General features: G+C 39.1%; 14 protein-coding genes and 1 tRNA gene. 3 read left to right on the plus strand and 12 right to left on the minus strand.

The features are described 5' to 3' along the window. Positions 1-77: 77 nt before the first annotated feature. On the minus strand, positions 78-1,997 hold the full coding sequence (locus GJ691_RS11690; RefSeq protein ID WP_154367065.1) for an ulvan lysase-like protein: 1,920 nt from the start codon (positions 1,995-1,997) through the stop codon (positions 78-80). A 596-nt stretch (positions 1,998-2,593) separates the two neighbouring features. Then, positions 2,594-2,678 (minus strand) — tRNA-Ser (locus GJ691_RS11695). 89 nt (positions 2,679-2,767) lie between these two features. On the opposite strand from GJ691_RS11695, the gene GJ691_RS11700 reads away from it, so the two are divergent. Genes GJ691_RS11700 through GJ691_RS11710 form a run of 3 tightly spaced genes read left to right on the plus strand, consistent with a single transcriptional unit; the run spans position 2,768 to position 5,437 of the window. Further along, entirely contained in the window at positions 2,768-3,571 is an 804-nt protein-coding gene (locus tag GJ691_RS11700; protein ID WP_425481739.1) for a sulfite exporter TauE/SafE family protein, read from the plus strand. Positions 3,572-3,587: 16 nt separating this feature from the next. After that, positions 3,588-4,226 carry an NAD(P)H-dependent oxidoreductase gene (locus tag GJ691_RS11705; RefSeq protein ID WP_425481740.1) on the plus strand — a complete coding sequence of 213 codons (639 nt, stop codon included), beginning with the start codon at positions 3,588-3,590 and terminating at the stop codon, positions 4,224-4,226. Positions 4,227-4,246: 20 nt separating this feature from the next. After that, positions 4,247-5,437 carry a DegT/DnrJ/EryC1/StrS family aminotransferase gene (locus tag GJ691_RS11710; RefSeq protein ID WP_154367067.1) on the plus strand — a complete coding sequence of 397 codons (1,191 nt, stop codon included), beginning with the start codon at positions 4,247-4,249 and terminating at the stop codon, positions 5,435-5,437. Positions 5,438-5,443: 6 nt separating this feature from the next. Here the strand turns inward: GJ691_RS11710 and ribB are convergent, their stop codons facing one another. From ribB to nhaC, 10 genes are all read right to left on the minus strand, one after another. Beyond that, positions 5,444-6,586 carry a 3,4-dihydroxy-2-butanone-4-phosphate synthase gene (gene ribB, locus GJ691_RS11715; RefSeq protein WP_154367069.1) on the minus strand — a complete coding sequence of 381 codons (1,143 nt, stop codon included), beginning with the start codon at positions 6,584-6,586 and terminating at the stop codon, positions 5,444-5,446. A 17-nt stretch (positions 6,587-6,603) separates the two neighbouring features. Beyond that, positions 6,604-8,076 (minus strand): LptF/LptG family permease, encoded by a 1,473-nt coding sequence (locus tag GJ691_RS11720; protein WP_282056101.1) that lies wholly within the window; start codon positions 8,074-8,076, stop codon positions 6,604-6,606. Between the two features lie 182 nt (positions 8,077-8,258). Further along, positions 8,259-8,903, minus strand: a complete 645-nt coding sequence (lolA1, locus tag GJ691_RS11725; protein ID WP_154367074.1) for an outer membrane lipoprotein periplasmic chaperone LolA1 — start codon at positions 8,901-8,903, stop codon at positions 8,259-8,261. 6 nt (positions 8,904-8,909) lie between these two features. Beyond that, positions 8,910-11,279: an FtsK/SpoIIIE family DNA translocase gene (locus GJ691_RS11730; RefSeq protein ID WP_154367076.1), complete on the minus strand. Its 2,370-nt coding sequence runs from the start codon at positions 11,277-11,279 to the stop codon at positions 8,910-8,912. Positions 11,280-11,343: 64 nt separating this feature from the next. After that, entirely contained in the window at positions 11,344-11,709 is a 366-nt protein-coding gene (locus GJ691_RS11735) for a diacylglycerol kinase (RefSeq protein ID WP_154367078.1), read from the minus strand. Next, positions 11,702-12,208, minus strand: a complete 507-nt coding sequence (gene tpx, locus GJ691_RS11740) for a thiol peroxidase (protein ID WP_154367081.1) — start codon at positions 12,206-12,208, stop codon at positions 11,702-11,704. Before tpx ends, GJ691_RS11735 begins: the two co-directional genes overlap by 8 nt. Positions 12,209-12,338: 130 nt before the next feature. Further along, positions 12,339-12,596: a DUF6952 family protein gene (locus tag GJ691_RS11745; protein ID WP_179955109.1), complete on the minus strand. Its 258-nt coding sequence runs from the start codon at positions 12,594-12,596 to the stop codon at positions 12,339-12,341. After that, entirely contained in the window at positions 12,577-12,891 is a 315-nt protein-coding gene (locus tag GJ691_RS11750) for a thioredoxin family protein (RefSeq protein WP_154367083.1), read from the minus strand. The genes GJ691_RS11745 and GJ691_RS11750 overlap by 20 nt, the downstream gene beginning before the upstream one ends. Before the next feature lie 85 nt (positions 12,892-12,976). Next, entirely contained in the window at positions 12,977-13,621 is a 645-nt protein-coding gene (locus GJ691_RS11755) for a peroxiredoxin (protein ID WP_154367085.1), read from the minus strand. 240 nt (positions 13,622-13,861) lie between these two features. Next, entirely contained in the window at positions 13,862-15,343 is a 1,482-nt protein-coding gene (gene nhaC, locus GJ691_RS11760) for a Na+/H+ antiporter NhaC (protein WP_154367087.1), read from the minus strand. Positions 15,344-15,363: the final 20 nt, after the last annotated feature.

Consider the following 15,363-nt stretch of genomic DNA (forward strand, 5'->3'; position numbering starts at 1 on the left):
AAAAGTAGTAATAAGTGCTTTTTTGTAAAGTAAAGAAAAGAAACCTGTTTCATTTGTCTGGATTTAGAAATAAATTTCTAGGATACTTCTATCGTAATGGATACTGTATTTTCATTATTTTCAAAAAACGCCATAATCGGAATTGCTTCTGCCCCTGGTACCATATTAAAGATTCGTTCCTTCGGGATTTCACTGATTTTTAGGGGTACACTTGAAGTTATCCTAACCAAACCTTTTGGTTTTTGTACGGTTATCTCTTTTGGGTTTACCTGTGTTACGGCCTCTCCAGTGGGTGAAATAATCGGCAAAACAAAAGCGGTCTCCGAGGTGATTTTTTGGTTGGTGTTTGCCAAAATCTGCAAAGCGCTTTCGGAACAATGATAGGTTAAACTGAATTCAGAAGCAGTTTCTTCAACAGCTTCATTTTCATCATTTTTCAATTGACATTGGGCATCTATACGGATTTTTCCATCTGTATCCACTGAAGAAATATTGGCAGCACGGTCAAAAATGTTGGAATACCATTTGTCTTTATGTACTGTTTCTACCCTTGGGGTAAAGGGGAAATCTTCCCCTGGGTTAGGTTGTTGGTTCAACGATTCAACCAATTCATACTTGGCCATACTTGCAGCCAATAAAAGTCCTACTTTATTATGGTATAAAAGAGATATGGCCCCACCTGTTGCTTGACGATAATGACCATCTTTATAAATTGCATCATAAGCCGTTACGGTTCCTCTCCAATCGCCACGAGCAAACAGACTGGTGTCTATTTCCTTATAGTGTTTTATTCCATCAGCGGTGCTTCTAGGTAGGGGTACAGTAGTGTCTATTTTGGGCAGATTATCCCAATTGTCTAACAAATGTGCCAATGGTTTGGTATGGGCAAAAGTATGGTGTATACAGGGTTTAATCCAATGTGAAACATAGTGTATACCCCCATGTAATAAGCCGTTGTTCGTACATCTTTTCAGTAATTCCGTATATTTTACCGCTGCCGTACCCAATGCCGGATTACGGTTGGCCATCAAGACCAAAGCCGGTTGACTGCCATCACATGTACGGCTGCCCCAATAGGTCCATTTAAACATTCGTGTTCCCCAACCGTTGTCCCAACCCCCGTCAGGTAACATAAATTCTAAATGGGTGCTCAATGATTTGTCTAAAAGATCAAGGAGTTCTGTGTCGTTCTCATGAACTGCATATAGCACAATATTGTTTAAAGATTCTTCCACATTATAGCCTAAGTCCACTCCAGGTAATCCTTTAGCACTTAACTTATGTGCACTGGGTTTTATCTCGCCGTATAAAAAATTGTTGGGTGCCGTAAAGTATGTTTTTATTGATTCGGCCAGTTCTTTGCTGCGAGTCAGATATTCAGGTTTGTTGAGTATTTTACCAATAAGGTTTAGGGCATAAATGGTAGTTGCCCCGTAATTCACATTGGTCACATCCATTGTTGGGAATTTCTTATAAATAAAATCAGCGGCTCGGGCCAATCTGTCTGTCCAGTTTTTTCGACGCTGGTCATCCAAAAGGTCACCGTGATAATGTAAAGCTTCCGCCAATGAAATAGCTCCAAAAACAGTAATGCCGTTCCAAGATTTTGGGTTAAGGTCATTGGACCATGCGCCACTGGGCAAGGTCACGTTTTGTGCCCATTCCATTACTGCTATTCCAGAATCTAGATATTTTTGTTCTCCCGTGTATTTTGCCATAGCAAGGAGAGGATAAACGGCATCCATCATTCGTCCATGAACCTTATTACATGCCGGACATTTGAACATACCATGGATTTTAGGGTCTTCAGTATCCATGATTTGGGTTTTTATCAGTCCATCGCACCAATTTTTCAATAAATCATAGGTCAACTTTTTGAATTCAGAGGAATGTTCTTTACTTGGTGTTTCGGTACAGGAAGAAAGCCATGCCCCCAAAGGGAGTGTTAGGCCTATTCCTGCCAATGTAGATCTTTGTATAAAATCTTTACGATTCATTTATTGTGTTATTAGTTGCAGTGCAATTTGTTATTTTAGAAGCGAATGGGACTACATAGTTTTAGAGTGGCATTGGTTTATATATAATTAAGAAACTTATTGAAATCAAACTAAAAGGTTTTTTTGTGGGCCGATAAATGACTTTATTATCCTTAAAATAGTATAAACTTTAAAAATGGTTTCTATCATAAAAATGGATAATCTTTCATTTTCAAGAGTTTTTTGGGAAAACAGTAAATAAGTTAGTTTTTCCTATTTAAATATTGAACTGAACCCATTACAATTATAAGTGGGATTTTAGTATTTAGCATCCTGTACTGTACTGTTGAAATGCAGTATATTGGTTTTTAATTTAATGGATATTGAGATGGAGGGGTAATTTAGAATGGGGATATGAAGTTTTAATTAGTAATAAGTTGCAGTGTGTAATTGCTGTTATTAAATCTGAATATTATATTTTAAGTGTCTCGCATGATATTCCTTATCATATACCACCTAAAATAATCCCTCAAATTGTCATGGTAATTTTGGACTCCATCATTTTAAACTTTCTATAAAATAAAAAACCCATAACTCTCGTTATGGGTTTCTTTTTGCGGAGAAAGAGGGATTCGAACCCCCGGAGGTGTGACCCTCAACAGTTTTCAAGACTGCCGCATTCGACCACTCTGCCATTTCTCCTGAGTGCCTCATCAGGTATTCCCTGAATGCGGGTGCAAATATAATAACCTTTTTCAATTCCAAAAAGGGAAAGTTGATTATTATTTTAAATGGATCGGTATTATTCTTTCCAAGGGGGTTATTTTTACCCTATGGAAGAATGGTATCATTATGTTCTCTTGATTACCGTCGGATTTATAGTTGGGTTTATAAATACGGTTGCCGGGGGTGGATCTCTACTCATATTACCGGTTTTGATATTCTTGGGTCTTCCACCTAGCGTTGCCAATGGTACCAATAGGGTTGCCATTGTAATACAAACGGCCATTGCCACAGCTGGGTTTAAGAGTAAAAAGGTGTCTACGTATCCGTTTAGTCTCTATCTGGGGATTTCTGCCTTGATCGGATCCATTATAGGGGCGAACATAGCGGTTGATATAAAGGGAGAAACTTTCAATAAAATATTGGCTATAATAATGTTCTTGGTAATATTGATCATTATCTTTAAGCCGAAAATCCGTTCGGAAGATTTTTTGGAGCGTACCAAAGGCAAGTATTTGTGGATAAATGTTGTAGCATTTTTCTTTTTTGGTATTTACGGTGGCTTCATTAATGCCGGACTAGGGTTTGTCATGATCATCTTCCTACACTATGTGAGTCAAATGACCTTGGTACGGGCAAATGCTACCAAAGTTGCCGTGGTGTTTCTTTACACCGCTTCAGCATTGGTCGTTTTTATTTTGAACGACAAGGTGAATTGGGCAGTAGGACTGGTCTTGGCAATAGGAAATGGGTCGGGGGCTTGGCTGGCTAGTAGGGTCTCTGTAAAAAAGGGTGACGGATTTATAATGACCTTTATTGTGATAATGGTCATTATCATGGCCATAAAATTGTGGTTTTTCGATTTAAATTAAAATAGAATTGTTGAAAGTGGAGAAGAACATTGCACATTTAAAATGGCGATATGCCGTTAAAAAATTTGATTCAAAAAAGATATTGCCCAAAGAAAAGGTCAATGGATTGAAACACGCCTTTAATCTTACGGCAACTTCCTACGGTTTACAGCCCTTAAAAATGGTAATTCTACATAATAAGGAAGTGCAGAAAAAATTGGTGGATTTTTCATACGGACAAGGACAGGTAGGTAACGCCTCCCATATCTTGATTATCTGTATAGAGAATAAGATCGATACCGACTTTATAACCCGATATTTTGATCTTGTTAGAAAGGTTAGGGGTACAAAAGACGAAATACTGAAACCTTTCCAAGATTCCTTAGTCGATAGCTTTTCTAAGAAGGAATCCGAAGAAGTAGGTATTTGGGCTACAAATCAGGCTTATTTGGCATTAGGCAATCTATTGTCGTATTGTGCGCTGGAGGAAATAGATTCTTGTCCCATGGAAGGTTTTATCCCTGAGGAATATGATAGACTTTTGGGATTGCAAGAGAAGGGACTCACTTCTGTTTTGGTTTTACCTGTGGGGTATAGGTCAAAGACGGATCCCTTTTCAAAAATGGAAAAAGTGAGGAAGCATGTTGATGAAAGTGTTATTGAAATCATTGAATAAATTTTAAAAAAATAAATAGAATGCCAGGTTTTGAACTTTTTGGTGAACAAGAAAAAAAGGAAGTACAGGATGTATTGGATTCCGGAGTACTAATGCGATATGGTTTTGATGGTATGCGTCAAGGCCATTGGAAAGCAAAGGAATTGGAATCGGCTCTAACGCAACGAATGCAGTCTAAATATGCCCATATGGTGAGCAGTGGCACTGCCGCTTTGACCGTTGCGTTAGCGAGTGCCGGTATTGGGGCAGGGGACGAGGTTATCGTGCCCACTTTTACATTTGTCGCCAGTTTTGAAGCTGTTTTGGCTTTAGGTGCGATTCCGGTTTTGGTTGATATCGATGCTACGCTCACTTTAGATCCACTAGCCGTAGAAAATGCGATTACAAAAAATACGAAAGTCGTAATGCCCGTACACATGTGCGGTTCAATGGCCGATTTGGATGCCTTGAAGTCTATTTGTGATAAGCATGGTTTATTGTTGCTGGAAGATGCTTGTCAGGCAATCGGCGGTAGTTATAATGGCAAACCACTAGGTAGTTATGGGGATTTAGGTTGTTTTTCCTTCGATTATGTAAAGACCATAACTTGTGGGGAAGGAGGAGCCATAATTACGAATAATGAAAGTTATTACAGTAATGCAGATCATTATTCCGATCACGGACATGATCATGTTGGAAATGATAGGGGGGCGGAGGCGCATCCGTTCTTAGGATATAATTATCGTATCTCGGAACTGAATGCAGCTACCGGACTAGCACAAATTAGGCGTTTGGATGAATTTCTGGATATTCAGGAACGTAATTACAGCATCATAAGAAAAGCCTTGGAACCCATAGATAATATCACGTTTAGAACCGTACCCAATGGGGGAGTGGAGAATTATTCTTTTCTTAGTTTTTTCCTGCCTGATGGTGAGAGGGCAAAGTTGGCACAGAATGCACTTAAAGAAGCTGGGCTTGATGGCTGTTTTTATTGGTATGATAATAATTGGCATTACTACCGCAAATGGGAACATTTGATCCATAAGAAATCATTGGGTAATTTACCACAGGATGTAAAGAACCAATTGCCGGATTATTCCCAATCGGACTTTTCCAAATCCGATTATTGGATTTCCCGGAATATTTCCTGTTTGATCAAACTGTCTTGGTCAGAGGAAGAAGTTCATCAACGAGCCACAAAAATGGCAGATGTTTTAAGGAATTTATAGGTGATTTTAGTATTTAACGTACTCCACGATTTCAAGACCATAACCTACAATACCAACTCGTTTGGTTTGTTGGGTGTTGGTCAATAATTTGATTTTGGATATTTTAAGGTCGTGCAATATTTGGGCACCAACACCGAAATCCCTGGAATCCATTTCAATTTTCGGGGCTTCATAGACACCGTTTTCCTGTAGTTTTTTCAACTCGGACAAACGGTTCAAAAGGTTCAATGATTGTGATTCTTGGTTAATGAAGACAAATGCGGCATTATCGGCATCGCTGATAGCCTCGAACATCTGCTGTAACTTCGTATCCGGATTGGTGGTCAAGGTTCCTAAAATATCATTGTTGACCAATGTGGCATTGATACGGGTCAAAATAGGTTCGCCTTCGTCCCAACTTCCCTTGGTCAATGCTATATGTATTTGATTGTTCGTGGTCTGTTGGTAAGCACGTAGCCTAAATTTGCCAAAACGGGTGTTGATTTCAAAATCTTCTTTCTTTTCTATCAAACTATCGTGCTCCATCCGATACGCAACGAGGTCTTCGATAGATATGATTTTTAAATCGAACTTTTTGGCCACCTTCACCAATTGTGGCAATCTGGCCATGGTACCGTCTTCGTTCAAGATTTCCACCAAAATACCTGCTGGTTCGGCACCCGCCAATCGTGCTAGGTCTATTGCTGCTTCGGTATGGCCTGTTCTTCTTAGTACACCACCATTCCTTGCTTTTAATGGGAAAATGTGACCGGGACGCCCTAAATCATGGGGTTTTGTTGATTTATCTACTAAGGATAAGATGGTTTTGGAACGATCATGCACAGATATCCCCGTAGTACAGCCGTGCCCTATCAAATCTACCGAAACGGTAAATGGGGTTTGGTGCAATACGGTATTGTGTTGAACCATCATATTCAGATCTAATTCCTTACAACGATCTTCGGTCAAGGGAGCACAGATCAAACCACGACCATGTTGGGCCATAAAGTTGATCATTTCCGGAGTTACTTTTTCGGCTGCTGCAATAAAATCCCCTTCATTTTCACGATTTTCATCGTCAACTACAATAATGACCTCTCCTTTTTGTATAGATTCGATTGCTTCTTCAATCGTATTTAATTGTATGTTGTTCTTCGTTTCAACCATCATGTCGCAATTGATTTTTTCTATTTCTTTTTAAATAATTTTTGAAAAAACTCAACAAATCCATCTAAATTCATCAATCCTCTATCGGCCGTTGCCCGTTTTGTCAAAACAATGCTCAAAGGTAACATTATCATTGTAGATAACCATGCCCCGATTATGGGGTGTATTTCGTTTTTCTTGGCATAATTCTCTGCAAACACACCAATGAAATAGTAGGTAAGAAATAATATAATGGCAATTACCATGGGTAGGCCTATACCTCCTTTACGTATAATGGCGCCTAAAGGAGCACCAACAAAAAATAGAATGACACAGGATAGGGCCAAGGCAAACTTTTTATGTAATGAGAGAATATGCCTATTGTAGATCTCGTAGCGTTTACTGAGTTCGTTTTTCTTTCCTTGAATAGAGGTCAATAAATTGGAGGAATTGGTTTTGGCAGCTGACATCAGCTGAATTTTTTGCCAATCAGGGTATAGGTTTATTATATCTGCAATTGATCTAATACTATCTTTGGCAATAGTGTCTTTCTTTATTTTTTTGACTTTGCTGTATTTTTCTTCAATCTCTTCCTTAGTAATAGGTTTTAAAGAGTCTTTACGGAAACCTGCAAATGCCCCGACCCTTGTTTGAATATTTTTGGAAAAGGCCCCCACGATCCTTAGGTTGTCCTTTTTTAATGAATCAATATCTTTTGTTAGACGGGAAACATTTTTCATTTTTTCAGTACTTACATCCCGTTCTTCCTCCATATCAACATTATTGAATTCAGACAGGTCGATATTCATGGTATAGGTGTCAAAATTCGCGTTGGCAAATGGGTATTTATTCTTGCCTTTGGTCGTACTTTTTTCCAAATCACGGTAATAATGGCCATCGTAGAGTACCAGTTGAAGTATATCGGAAGATTCGCTACTTTTCAGTTCACCGGTTTTAGCCTTGATTACGGTAGAGTTTACCTTGGTCTTCGTTTTTAAGTGTATGGTTACATTTTCTAGAAAACGATCGTTCTCACCATATTTTCTATCAACCTTTATATTCATATCGGCCCCTTCAAAGTCACTGAAGACCCCTTCTACGATTGCAACAGCAGGCTTTACCTTTGCGATGTTCCTTCTAAGGTTATATATCTTTTGTTCTGAAGCCGGTATAACACTATTGGCGAAATAAAAGGTGATCCCACCCAAAAAGACAATGAAAACGATTAAGCTGAGCATGGCCCTCTGTAATGAAATCCCGGAAGCTTTCATGGCCGCGAATTCATAATTTTCAGCGAGGGTGCCAAAAGTCAATATGGAGGATAAAAGAACCGTAAGGGGTAAAACCTTCTCGGTCAGGTTGGGCATCAAATAAAATAAGAACTTGCCTATTATTATGATATCCAGTCCTTTACCGGCCAAGTCATCTATAAAAAGCCAAATCGTTTGGAATATGAAGATGAACATCAATATAACAAACGAGCTGAAAAAGTTAAATAGGAATCTCGATAAAATATACCGGTCTAGTATTCTCAATGTGATAATGTTAATTTAAATAAAACCTACAAATTGCCCCAATTTTGATTTGTGCCGAATAATGACCCAAAAATAATCATTTGTTTTGTCTTTCATGGGTTTTAAAAGGCAATCGAAAATAAGCTAGCTATTTGAAATATCATTCAGGATTTAAACCAACATTAGTTTCGAATAATGTAGTAACCTTCATCTTTGTACTTGTTCTCATCAAAAGTAAATAAGGTTTTCGACAAAGTTTGGTTCGTTTTAAAAGAATTAACAGTAATGGTAGTCATTGTACCGTTCTTCCCCGTTTCTATTACTTTATATATGTGTTTGGTCTCGGCATCAATACCTAGTAAAATGGATTTTATTTCGGTATTTGTGTCAATCGGGGTCAGTTTAATGAACTGTATTTTCTTTCCTTGTACGTTTTGTAATATGTCCCATTTATAGGTGTGTCCTTCCCTGTAGAATGTCAACATTTTGGAAGGGGTCACGGTGTCTTCATCGTTTGATTTGTCCTCAATGGTCACTTCCTCATTTTCAGGAACTATGGTATAGACCTTGCTACCATCGAACAATTGCTGTGCACCAAAGAAATTAGCGAGATATTTATCGCCTTGCATGGTAACATTGCCCCTGGTCTCGTCATTGATGCCTGCTTCTTTGTTATTTAGGACATATTTAAAGTCTACGAAAATATTGTCATACCCTTGAACTTTATTGTATACGTCATCCAATAAGGCTTTCGCCTTTTCTGAATTTTGGGCATTTGAAACACTTAGGGTTAAAAAAGTAACTGCAATTAAAAATATCTTTTTCATTAAAATTTATTTTGACTCGTTATTCAATAATTGATCTAATGCAATAATATCGGGCACCAAAACCTGTCTGGCCTTACTACCTTCAAAAGGACCTACGATTCCGGCAGATTCTAACTGGTCAATGATTCGCCCTGCTCGGTTGTATCCCAACTTCAGTTTTCGCTGCAATAATGAGGCCGATCCTTGTTGGGCGATAACAATTACTTCGGCAGCCTCCCTGAACATCGCATCCCTTTCGCTTATTTCATAATCAATACTTGTGCCAGAATCTTCTCCAACATATTCAGGTAGCTCATGGGCTTCAGGATATGCACGTTGGGATCCAATATAAGCCGTTATTTTTTCAACTTCCGGAGTGTCTACAAAAGCACATTGTAATCTGGTAACTTCATTTCCTTGGGTAAACAACATATCCCCACGACCGATTAATTGATCGGCACCTTGGGCATCCAAGATGGTTCTGGAATCTATTTTTGATGTTACCCTAAAGGCAATACGCGCCGGGAAATTCGCTTTTATGATACCTGTGATCACATTCACTGAAGGTCTTTGTGTGGCAATGATCAAATGGATACCGATTGCCCTGGCCAATTGTGCCAAACGTGCGATAGGGGTTTCCACCTCCTTCCCTGCGGTCATGATCAAATCGGCGAACTCATCAATGACCAATACGATATAGGGTAAAAACTTATGTCCGTCATTGGGATTCAGTTTACGTGCCTTGAACTTCGCGTTATATTCCTTAATGTTACGAACCATGGCCAATTTCAATAGTTCATATCTATTGTCCATTTCAATACAAAGGGAATTCAATGTGTTGATAACCTTGTTGTTGTCCGTAATGATGGCTTCTTCGGAATCAGGGAGCTTGGCCAGAAAATGGCGCTCTATTTTATTGTAAAGTGTAAGCTCAACTTTTTTGGGATCTACTAAAATAAATTTGACCTCTGCCGGATGCTTTTTGTACAGAAGGGAGGTTATAACCGCATTCAATCCTACTGATTTACCTTGGCCTGTAGCACCTGCCATGAGCATATGGGGCATTTTTGCCAAATCGACCACAAAGGTCTCGTTGCTAATGGTTTTACCAAAAGCGATGGGTAATTGCATTTCCGCTTTTTGGAATTTGCTTGAAGCAATGACCGAACGCATGGAAACTACCGTGGCGTTTTTATTCGGCACTTCTATTCCTATGGTTCCCTTGCCTGGGATAGGGGCAATAATCCGAATGCCCAACGCAGCTAGGGATAAGGCGATATCGTCCTCTAGGTTTTTTATTTTTGAAATACGCACTCCTGCTTCGGGTACAATCTCATAAAGTGTTACGGTGGGGCCAATGGTCGCTTTTATCTGGGCGATTCCTATTTTATAGTTCTTAAGGGTCTCGACGATTTTATTTTTGTTTTCTTCCAGCTCTTCTTGGTTAATGGTAATGCCGCCAGCAGCACCATGCTGTTCCAATAAGTCTATTGTAGGGAATTTATAATTACCCAATTCCAAAGTAGGGTCAAATTCCCCGAAATCGTCCACTAATTTATTCGCGAGAATATCGGTTTCTTCCTGTTCCTCAACAATTTTTTCCACTTCCATGGCGAGGACTTCCTCATCTTCGGTTTCTTCCGTTGGTATGTTGACCTCAAAATCGTCGATCACAGGTTCTTTTTCTAACGGTGGAATATCTTTTTTATGGGTGTAGGTGTCTATAATTACGGGAGCGTCATCCTCCTTTTCGAGAATAATCGAATCGTCGGAAACCGTTTTCTTGCTTTTGAATTCTGAACTGATGGATTCTTTTTTAGATTTAAAATAACCTATAAGGTCCTCGGGGGTGAAATTGAACAATCGTACCAAAATGAAAATCAAACCGAATAGCAAAAGCAGAAAAACACCGATTTTGCCCGTGTAATCTTGAAGAAAATCATTCATTTCATAGCCTACAAGACCTCCTAATAGCGGCCTTTCAACAGCAAAGAAACCTAGCGTTATCGATATCCAGATTACAAATACCAATCCCCAAATCCATTTTTTGAGTAATGCTTTTCCCGTAAGGCTAAGAAACATATACAAACCTGTATAACCCAATAGAAAAGGAAATATCAAGGATGCCAATCCAAAGCCCTTGTACATGAACCAGTGACTTACGCTCGCACCGAATTTGTTCAAAAGGTTTTTGGCCTCTTCATTGCGATTGGCAAATTCGGTCAATAGGCTTTGATCGTCTTGCCATGTAAAATAAAACGAGACGAACGAAAAGAACAAGGCGATACTGAAAAGCATTAAAAGGCTTCCCAATATGATTTTATTTTGTTTGGATAATTTTAAAGATACGCCCTTTTTGGGGGTCTTGGGCTTTGACTTTCTACCTTTTTTTGCCATTAACAGATCAATTCTTGGGGTAAAAATACAAATTTACAACCTAAGCCAAAGCAAGGATTGTTTTTTAAAAAATTTTTGGAAGATAGATGATTAACCCGATGATGCTTGCCCCAATGGAGACAAACATCACTGCGCCGGCTGAAATATCTTTGATGAAACCGATTTTGTCATCGAACTCAGGATGTACAAAATCAGATAACTTTTCAACCGCAGTATTGAGTCCTTCTATACCTAATACCAGTGAAATCGCAAAAATCTGAAGTATCCATTCCGTTGCGGAAATATCAAAATAGAATCCGCCAGCGGTTACTATCAAGGCAATGAATACCTGGATTTTAATACTCGCTTCGGTTTTGATCAAAAGAAAAGCTCCCTTTAGGGCAAAACCCACACTGCGGATTCTATTTTTAAGAAAAGACTCCTTAGGCATCCATCAATGCTTCCAAGGCGGCCTTATAATTAGGCTCATCTACCGTTTCGGCAACTTGTTCGGTATACACGACATTGCCTTTTTCATCGATTACCACGACTGATCGCGATAAGAGACCTTGTAAAGGACCATCGGTAAACTCCAGGCTATAGGTTTTTCCAAAGTTACCATCCTTGTAATCTGATAACATTACCACATTTTCAATGCCTTCGGCCCCACAAAAACGGGTTTGGGCAAATGGTAAATCTTTAGAGATACAGAGAACAATGGTGTTGTCCAACTCGGCAGCTTCTTGGTTAAACTGACGTACCGATGCGGCGCAAGTACCTGTATCGATGCTTGGAAAAATATTTAAAACCAATTTCCTTCCTTCATATTCGGATAAAGAACGGGTAGAAAGATCGGTGAGGGTCAATTTAAAATCAGGGGCAGGACTGCCAACTGATGGTAAATTGCCAATAGTATGTATTTCGTTTCCTTTTAGTGTTACGGTAGCCATAATTTTGTGTTTTAAAATGAACCGTGAAAATAAAAAATATATACCTGATATGGAATGAATATCAAATAAAAAAAGTCCGTTCCCCATTGGGTACCGGACTCCTTTTCTTTTTCAAAGCAATTTTATTTGACTATTTGTCTATAGATCCAACAACGCGTTTCATAAACTCGTTCAAGGCCTCTTTCTTATCTTTACCTTCCTTCACCGCCTTGTTCACCTCAAGCGCACCATACATATTTGAGATGATCTCGCCTATTACATCGAGTTCCTCATCTTTCAATGAAGGTACTTCGGTAAGAGCTTCCAAGGTCTCAAGGGTCTCGATGATGTAATCTTCATCGTTCTCTTCTATAAAACCGGTAAGATGTTTAATTACTGGTAACTTCACTGATCAAATCTTTTAGGACATCATACTTATTCGTCTGAACCTGATTTTTCAATTCCCCGTTTACGAAGGTCGCAAAAGTGGGTAGGTTATCAACTTTGGCCAATTTCCTTGACTCTGGGAATTTTTCCGCATCGGCCATTATAAAAGTAATGTCTTCGTTTACAGTAGATTCTTTTTTAAACTTTGGCTTCATGATTCTGCAATTGCCACACCATGTAGCGGAGTATTGAACCACGACATTTTTATTTTCTGCGATAATTTCATTCAAATTATCATTTTCCAATTCTAAAAGCATGCCTTTATAGTTTTATGATATGAAATTCATTGAGACAATGGCCTGCTTAATACAGGCCATTGTGATTGTTTTTTTTGCTGTTGATTTAGTTTGAATGTGTAGCCAAATATTCTGAAACCCCTTTTCTGTCAGCGGTCATGGCATCTTTCCCTTCTTCCCAGTTCGCAGGGCAAACCTCACCTTTTTCCTGTACATGCGTATAAGCATCGATCAAACGTAAATACTCATTTACATTTCTACCTAATGGCATATGGTTGATTCCTTCATGGAAAACGGTTCCTTCCTCATCGATCAAATAAGTAGCCCTATAGGTAACATTGTCACCGTCAACAGTTACTACCCCGGTTTCCTCATTGTATTGCTCATTGGTAATATCCAAGATTCCCAAAGTAGAAGCAAGGTTTCTGTTGCTGTCTGCCAATAGGGGGTAAGTTACACCCTCGATACCACCATTGTCCCTTGCTGTATTCAACCAGGCAAAATGTACTTCGGCCGTATCACAAGATGCACCAATAACCACAGTGTTCCTATCTTCAAATTTCTTTAACGATTCTTGGAACGCCAATAATTCGGTCGGACATACAAAGGTGAAATCTTTTGGGTACCAAAAAAGCAATACCTTCTTATTGTTCTTTTGAGCTTCTTCCAATACATTCAGTTTGAAAGTATCGCCCATTTCATTCATTGCGTTTACATCTAAATCTGGAAATTTTTTCCCTACAAAAGCCATATATAATCTTCTTTAATTGTTTAATAATTCTGATGCAAAATTAGCACACGGTTACTTTATTTCTAATTATGATAATTAGTAAAATCGATGGGTATATAACTATAGTAAATACCAAAGTTGAAAACGGACAATTTCTAAGAATCACAAAAATTTGAACTTCTTATTTTGCCTAAACAACAAAATTGCCATCCCTTTATTGAAGAGATGGCAATTGATTATTTTAAGTTTTTTTGGATAAAATCAATACACCTTGGCCAATTGCTTTATTTTGATTTGAAAAGCGGCGAAAATCAAGGTCATTATAGGGCTAAGCCAATTGAAAATGGCATAGAGGAAATATTCGCCTACACTAACCCCTAAAACACCACTGTGGTAGGCACCGCAGGTATTCCAAGGAATCAATACAGAAGTTACGGTACCGGAATCCTCCAGGGTCCTACTTAAGTTTTCAGGGGAAAGGCCCCTGTCCGCATAGGCTTTTGAAAACATTTTACCAGGAACAACAATGGCCAGGTATTGGTCAGAAGCTGTAATATTAAGGGCAAGGCAGCTACCTACGGTACTGGCGAATAATCCAAAAGTGGATTTGGCCATTTGTAATAAGGATTTGGTAATCCTTGATAAGGCACCGATACCATCCATGATTCCTCCAAAGAACATGGCACAGATTATTAGCCAAATGGTACCCAGCATGCCTTCCATACCTTTGCCGGTAAATAAATCGTTCAATGCGGCATTATCTGTCGCAACACTGGTTTTAACGGTTATGGCTTTCATAACCCCTTTGTAGCCTGATTCAAAAGTCAGTTGTTTGGAATTTGTAAGTCCGGCAACAATATCAGGTTGAAAAATAAGCGCGAACAGTGCGCCCAATAAAGTGCCGATCAAAAGCGCGGCCAAAGGAGGGGTTTTTTTTATGATCAAGAAAATAACCGCAACGGGAACAATGAAGAGCCAACCATTGATGTTGAATGTTGCATCTATATCACCCATAATCGCAGCCGTATCGGCAGAACCTGTTGTTTCTAGAGTGAACCCAAGAATTATAAAAACCAACAGCGTAACTATAATCGTTGGTACGGTGGTCAGGAACATATATTTAATATGGTCGAACAGATCACCACCGGCCATTGCGGGTGCTAAATTGGTGGTATCACTTAAAGGGGACATCTTGTCACCGAAGTAGGCTCCCGAGAGTACGGCCCCTGCGGTCATTCCCAATGAGATTCCCAATGCTTCACCTATGCCTATGAGCGCAATACCTACGGTAGCAGATGTTGTCCAGCTACTTCCAGTTGCAATGGATATGATGGCACAGATCACAACGCATGCCGCAAGAAAAATAGTGGGATTCAATATTTGTAATCCGTAATAGATCATTGCAGGAATGATACCACTTATCAACCAAGTACCTGCCAAAGAACCGACCAATAATAATATAAGAATGGCCCCAGTGGTCGATTTGATGTTTTCAGCAACCTCGGCCAACATTTGGGTGTAGCTTATTTTATTCCAAAAACCCACAATGGCAGCCACAGCACCACCAAGTAAAAGAATAAACTGATTGGATCCCCCTATGGCCTCATCCCCGAAAACAAATACATTATAAGCAAGCATGCCCACTAAGGCAACAACTGGAATTAGGGCCTCCCAAATGCTAAGTTCTTTGTTATCTACGATATGTTCTTCTTGTCTAAGCTCATCGGGATTGGTTTCGGTCATAAGTGTATTTTTGGTTTGAC

Origin of the sequence: Maribacter luteus, assembly GCF_009674825.1 — a bacterium.
In the GTDB taxonomy this organism is placed as follows: Bacteria; Bacteroidota; Bacteroidia; order Flavobacteriales; family Flavobacteriaceae; genus Maribacter_A; species Maribacter_A luteus.

Coding starts and splice junctions, on each gene's coding strand:
- GJ691_RS11690 (WP_154367065.1), bottom strand. CDS start 1,997: ATGAATCGTAAAGATTTTATACAAAGATCTACATTGGCAGGAATAGGC.
- GJ691_RS11700 (WP_425481739.1), top strand. CDS start 2,768: ATGGATCGGTATTATTCTTTCCAAGGGGGTTATTTTTACCCTATGGAA.
- GJ691_RS11710 (WP_154367067.1), top strand. CDS start 4,247: ATGCCAGGTTTTGAACTTTTTGGTGAACAAGAAAAAAAGGAAGTACAG.
- ribB (WP_154367069.1), bottom strand. CDS start 6,586: ATGATGGTTGAAACGAAGAACAACATACAATTAAATACGATTGAAGAA.
- lolA1 (WP_154367074.1), bottom strand. CDS start 8,903: ATGAAAAAGATATTTTTAATTGCAGTTACTTTTTTAACCCTAAGTGTT.
- GJ691_RS11730 (WP_154367076.1), bottom strand. CDS start 11,279: ATGGCAAAAAAAGGTAGAAAGTCAAAGCCCAAGACCCCCAAAAAGGGC.
- GJ691_RS11735 (WP_154367078.1), bottom strand. CDS start 11,709: ATGCCTAAGGAGTCTTTTCTTAAAAATAGAATCCGCAGTGTGGGTTTT.
- tpx (WP_154367081.1), bottom strand. CDS start 12,208: ATGGCTACCGTAACACTAAAAGGAAACGAAATACATACTATTGGCAAT.
- GJ691_RS11750 (WP_154367083.1), bottom strand. CDS start 12,891: ATGCTTTTAGAATTGGAAAATGATAATTTGAATGAAATTATCGCAGAA.
- GJ691_RS11755 (WP_154367085.1), bottom strand. CDS start 13,621: ATGGCTTTTGTAGGGAAAAAATTTCCAGATTTAGATGTAAACGCAATG.
- nhaC (WP_154367087.1), bottom strand. CDS start 15,343: ATGACCGAAACCAATCCCGATGAGCTTAGACAAGAAGAACATATCGTA.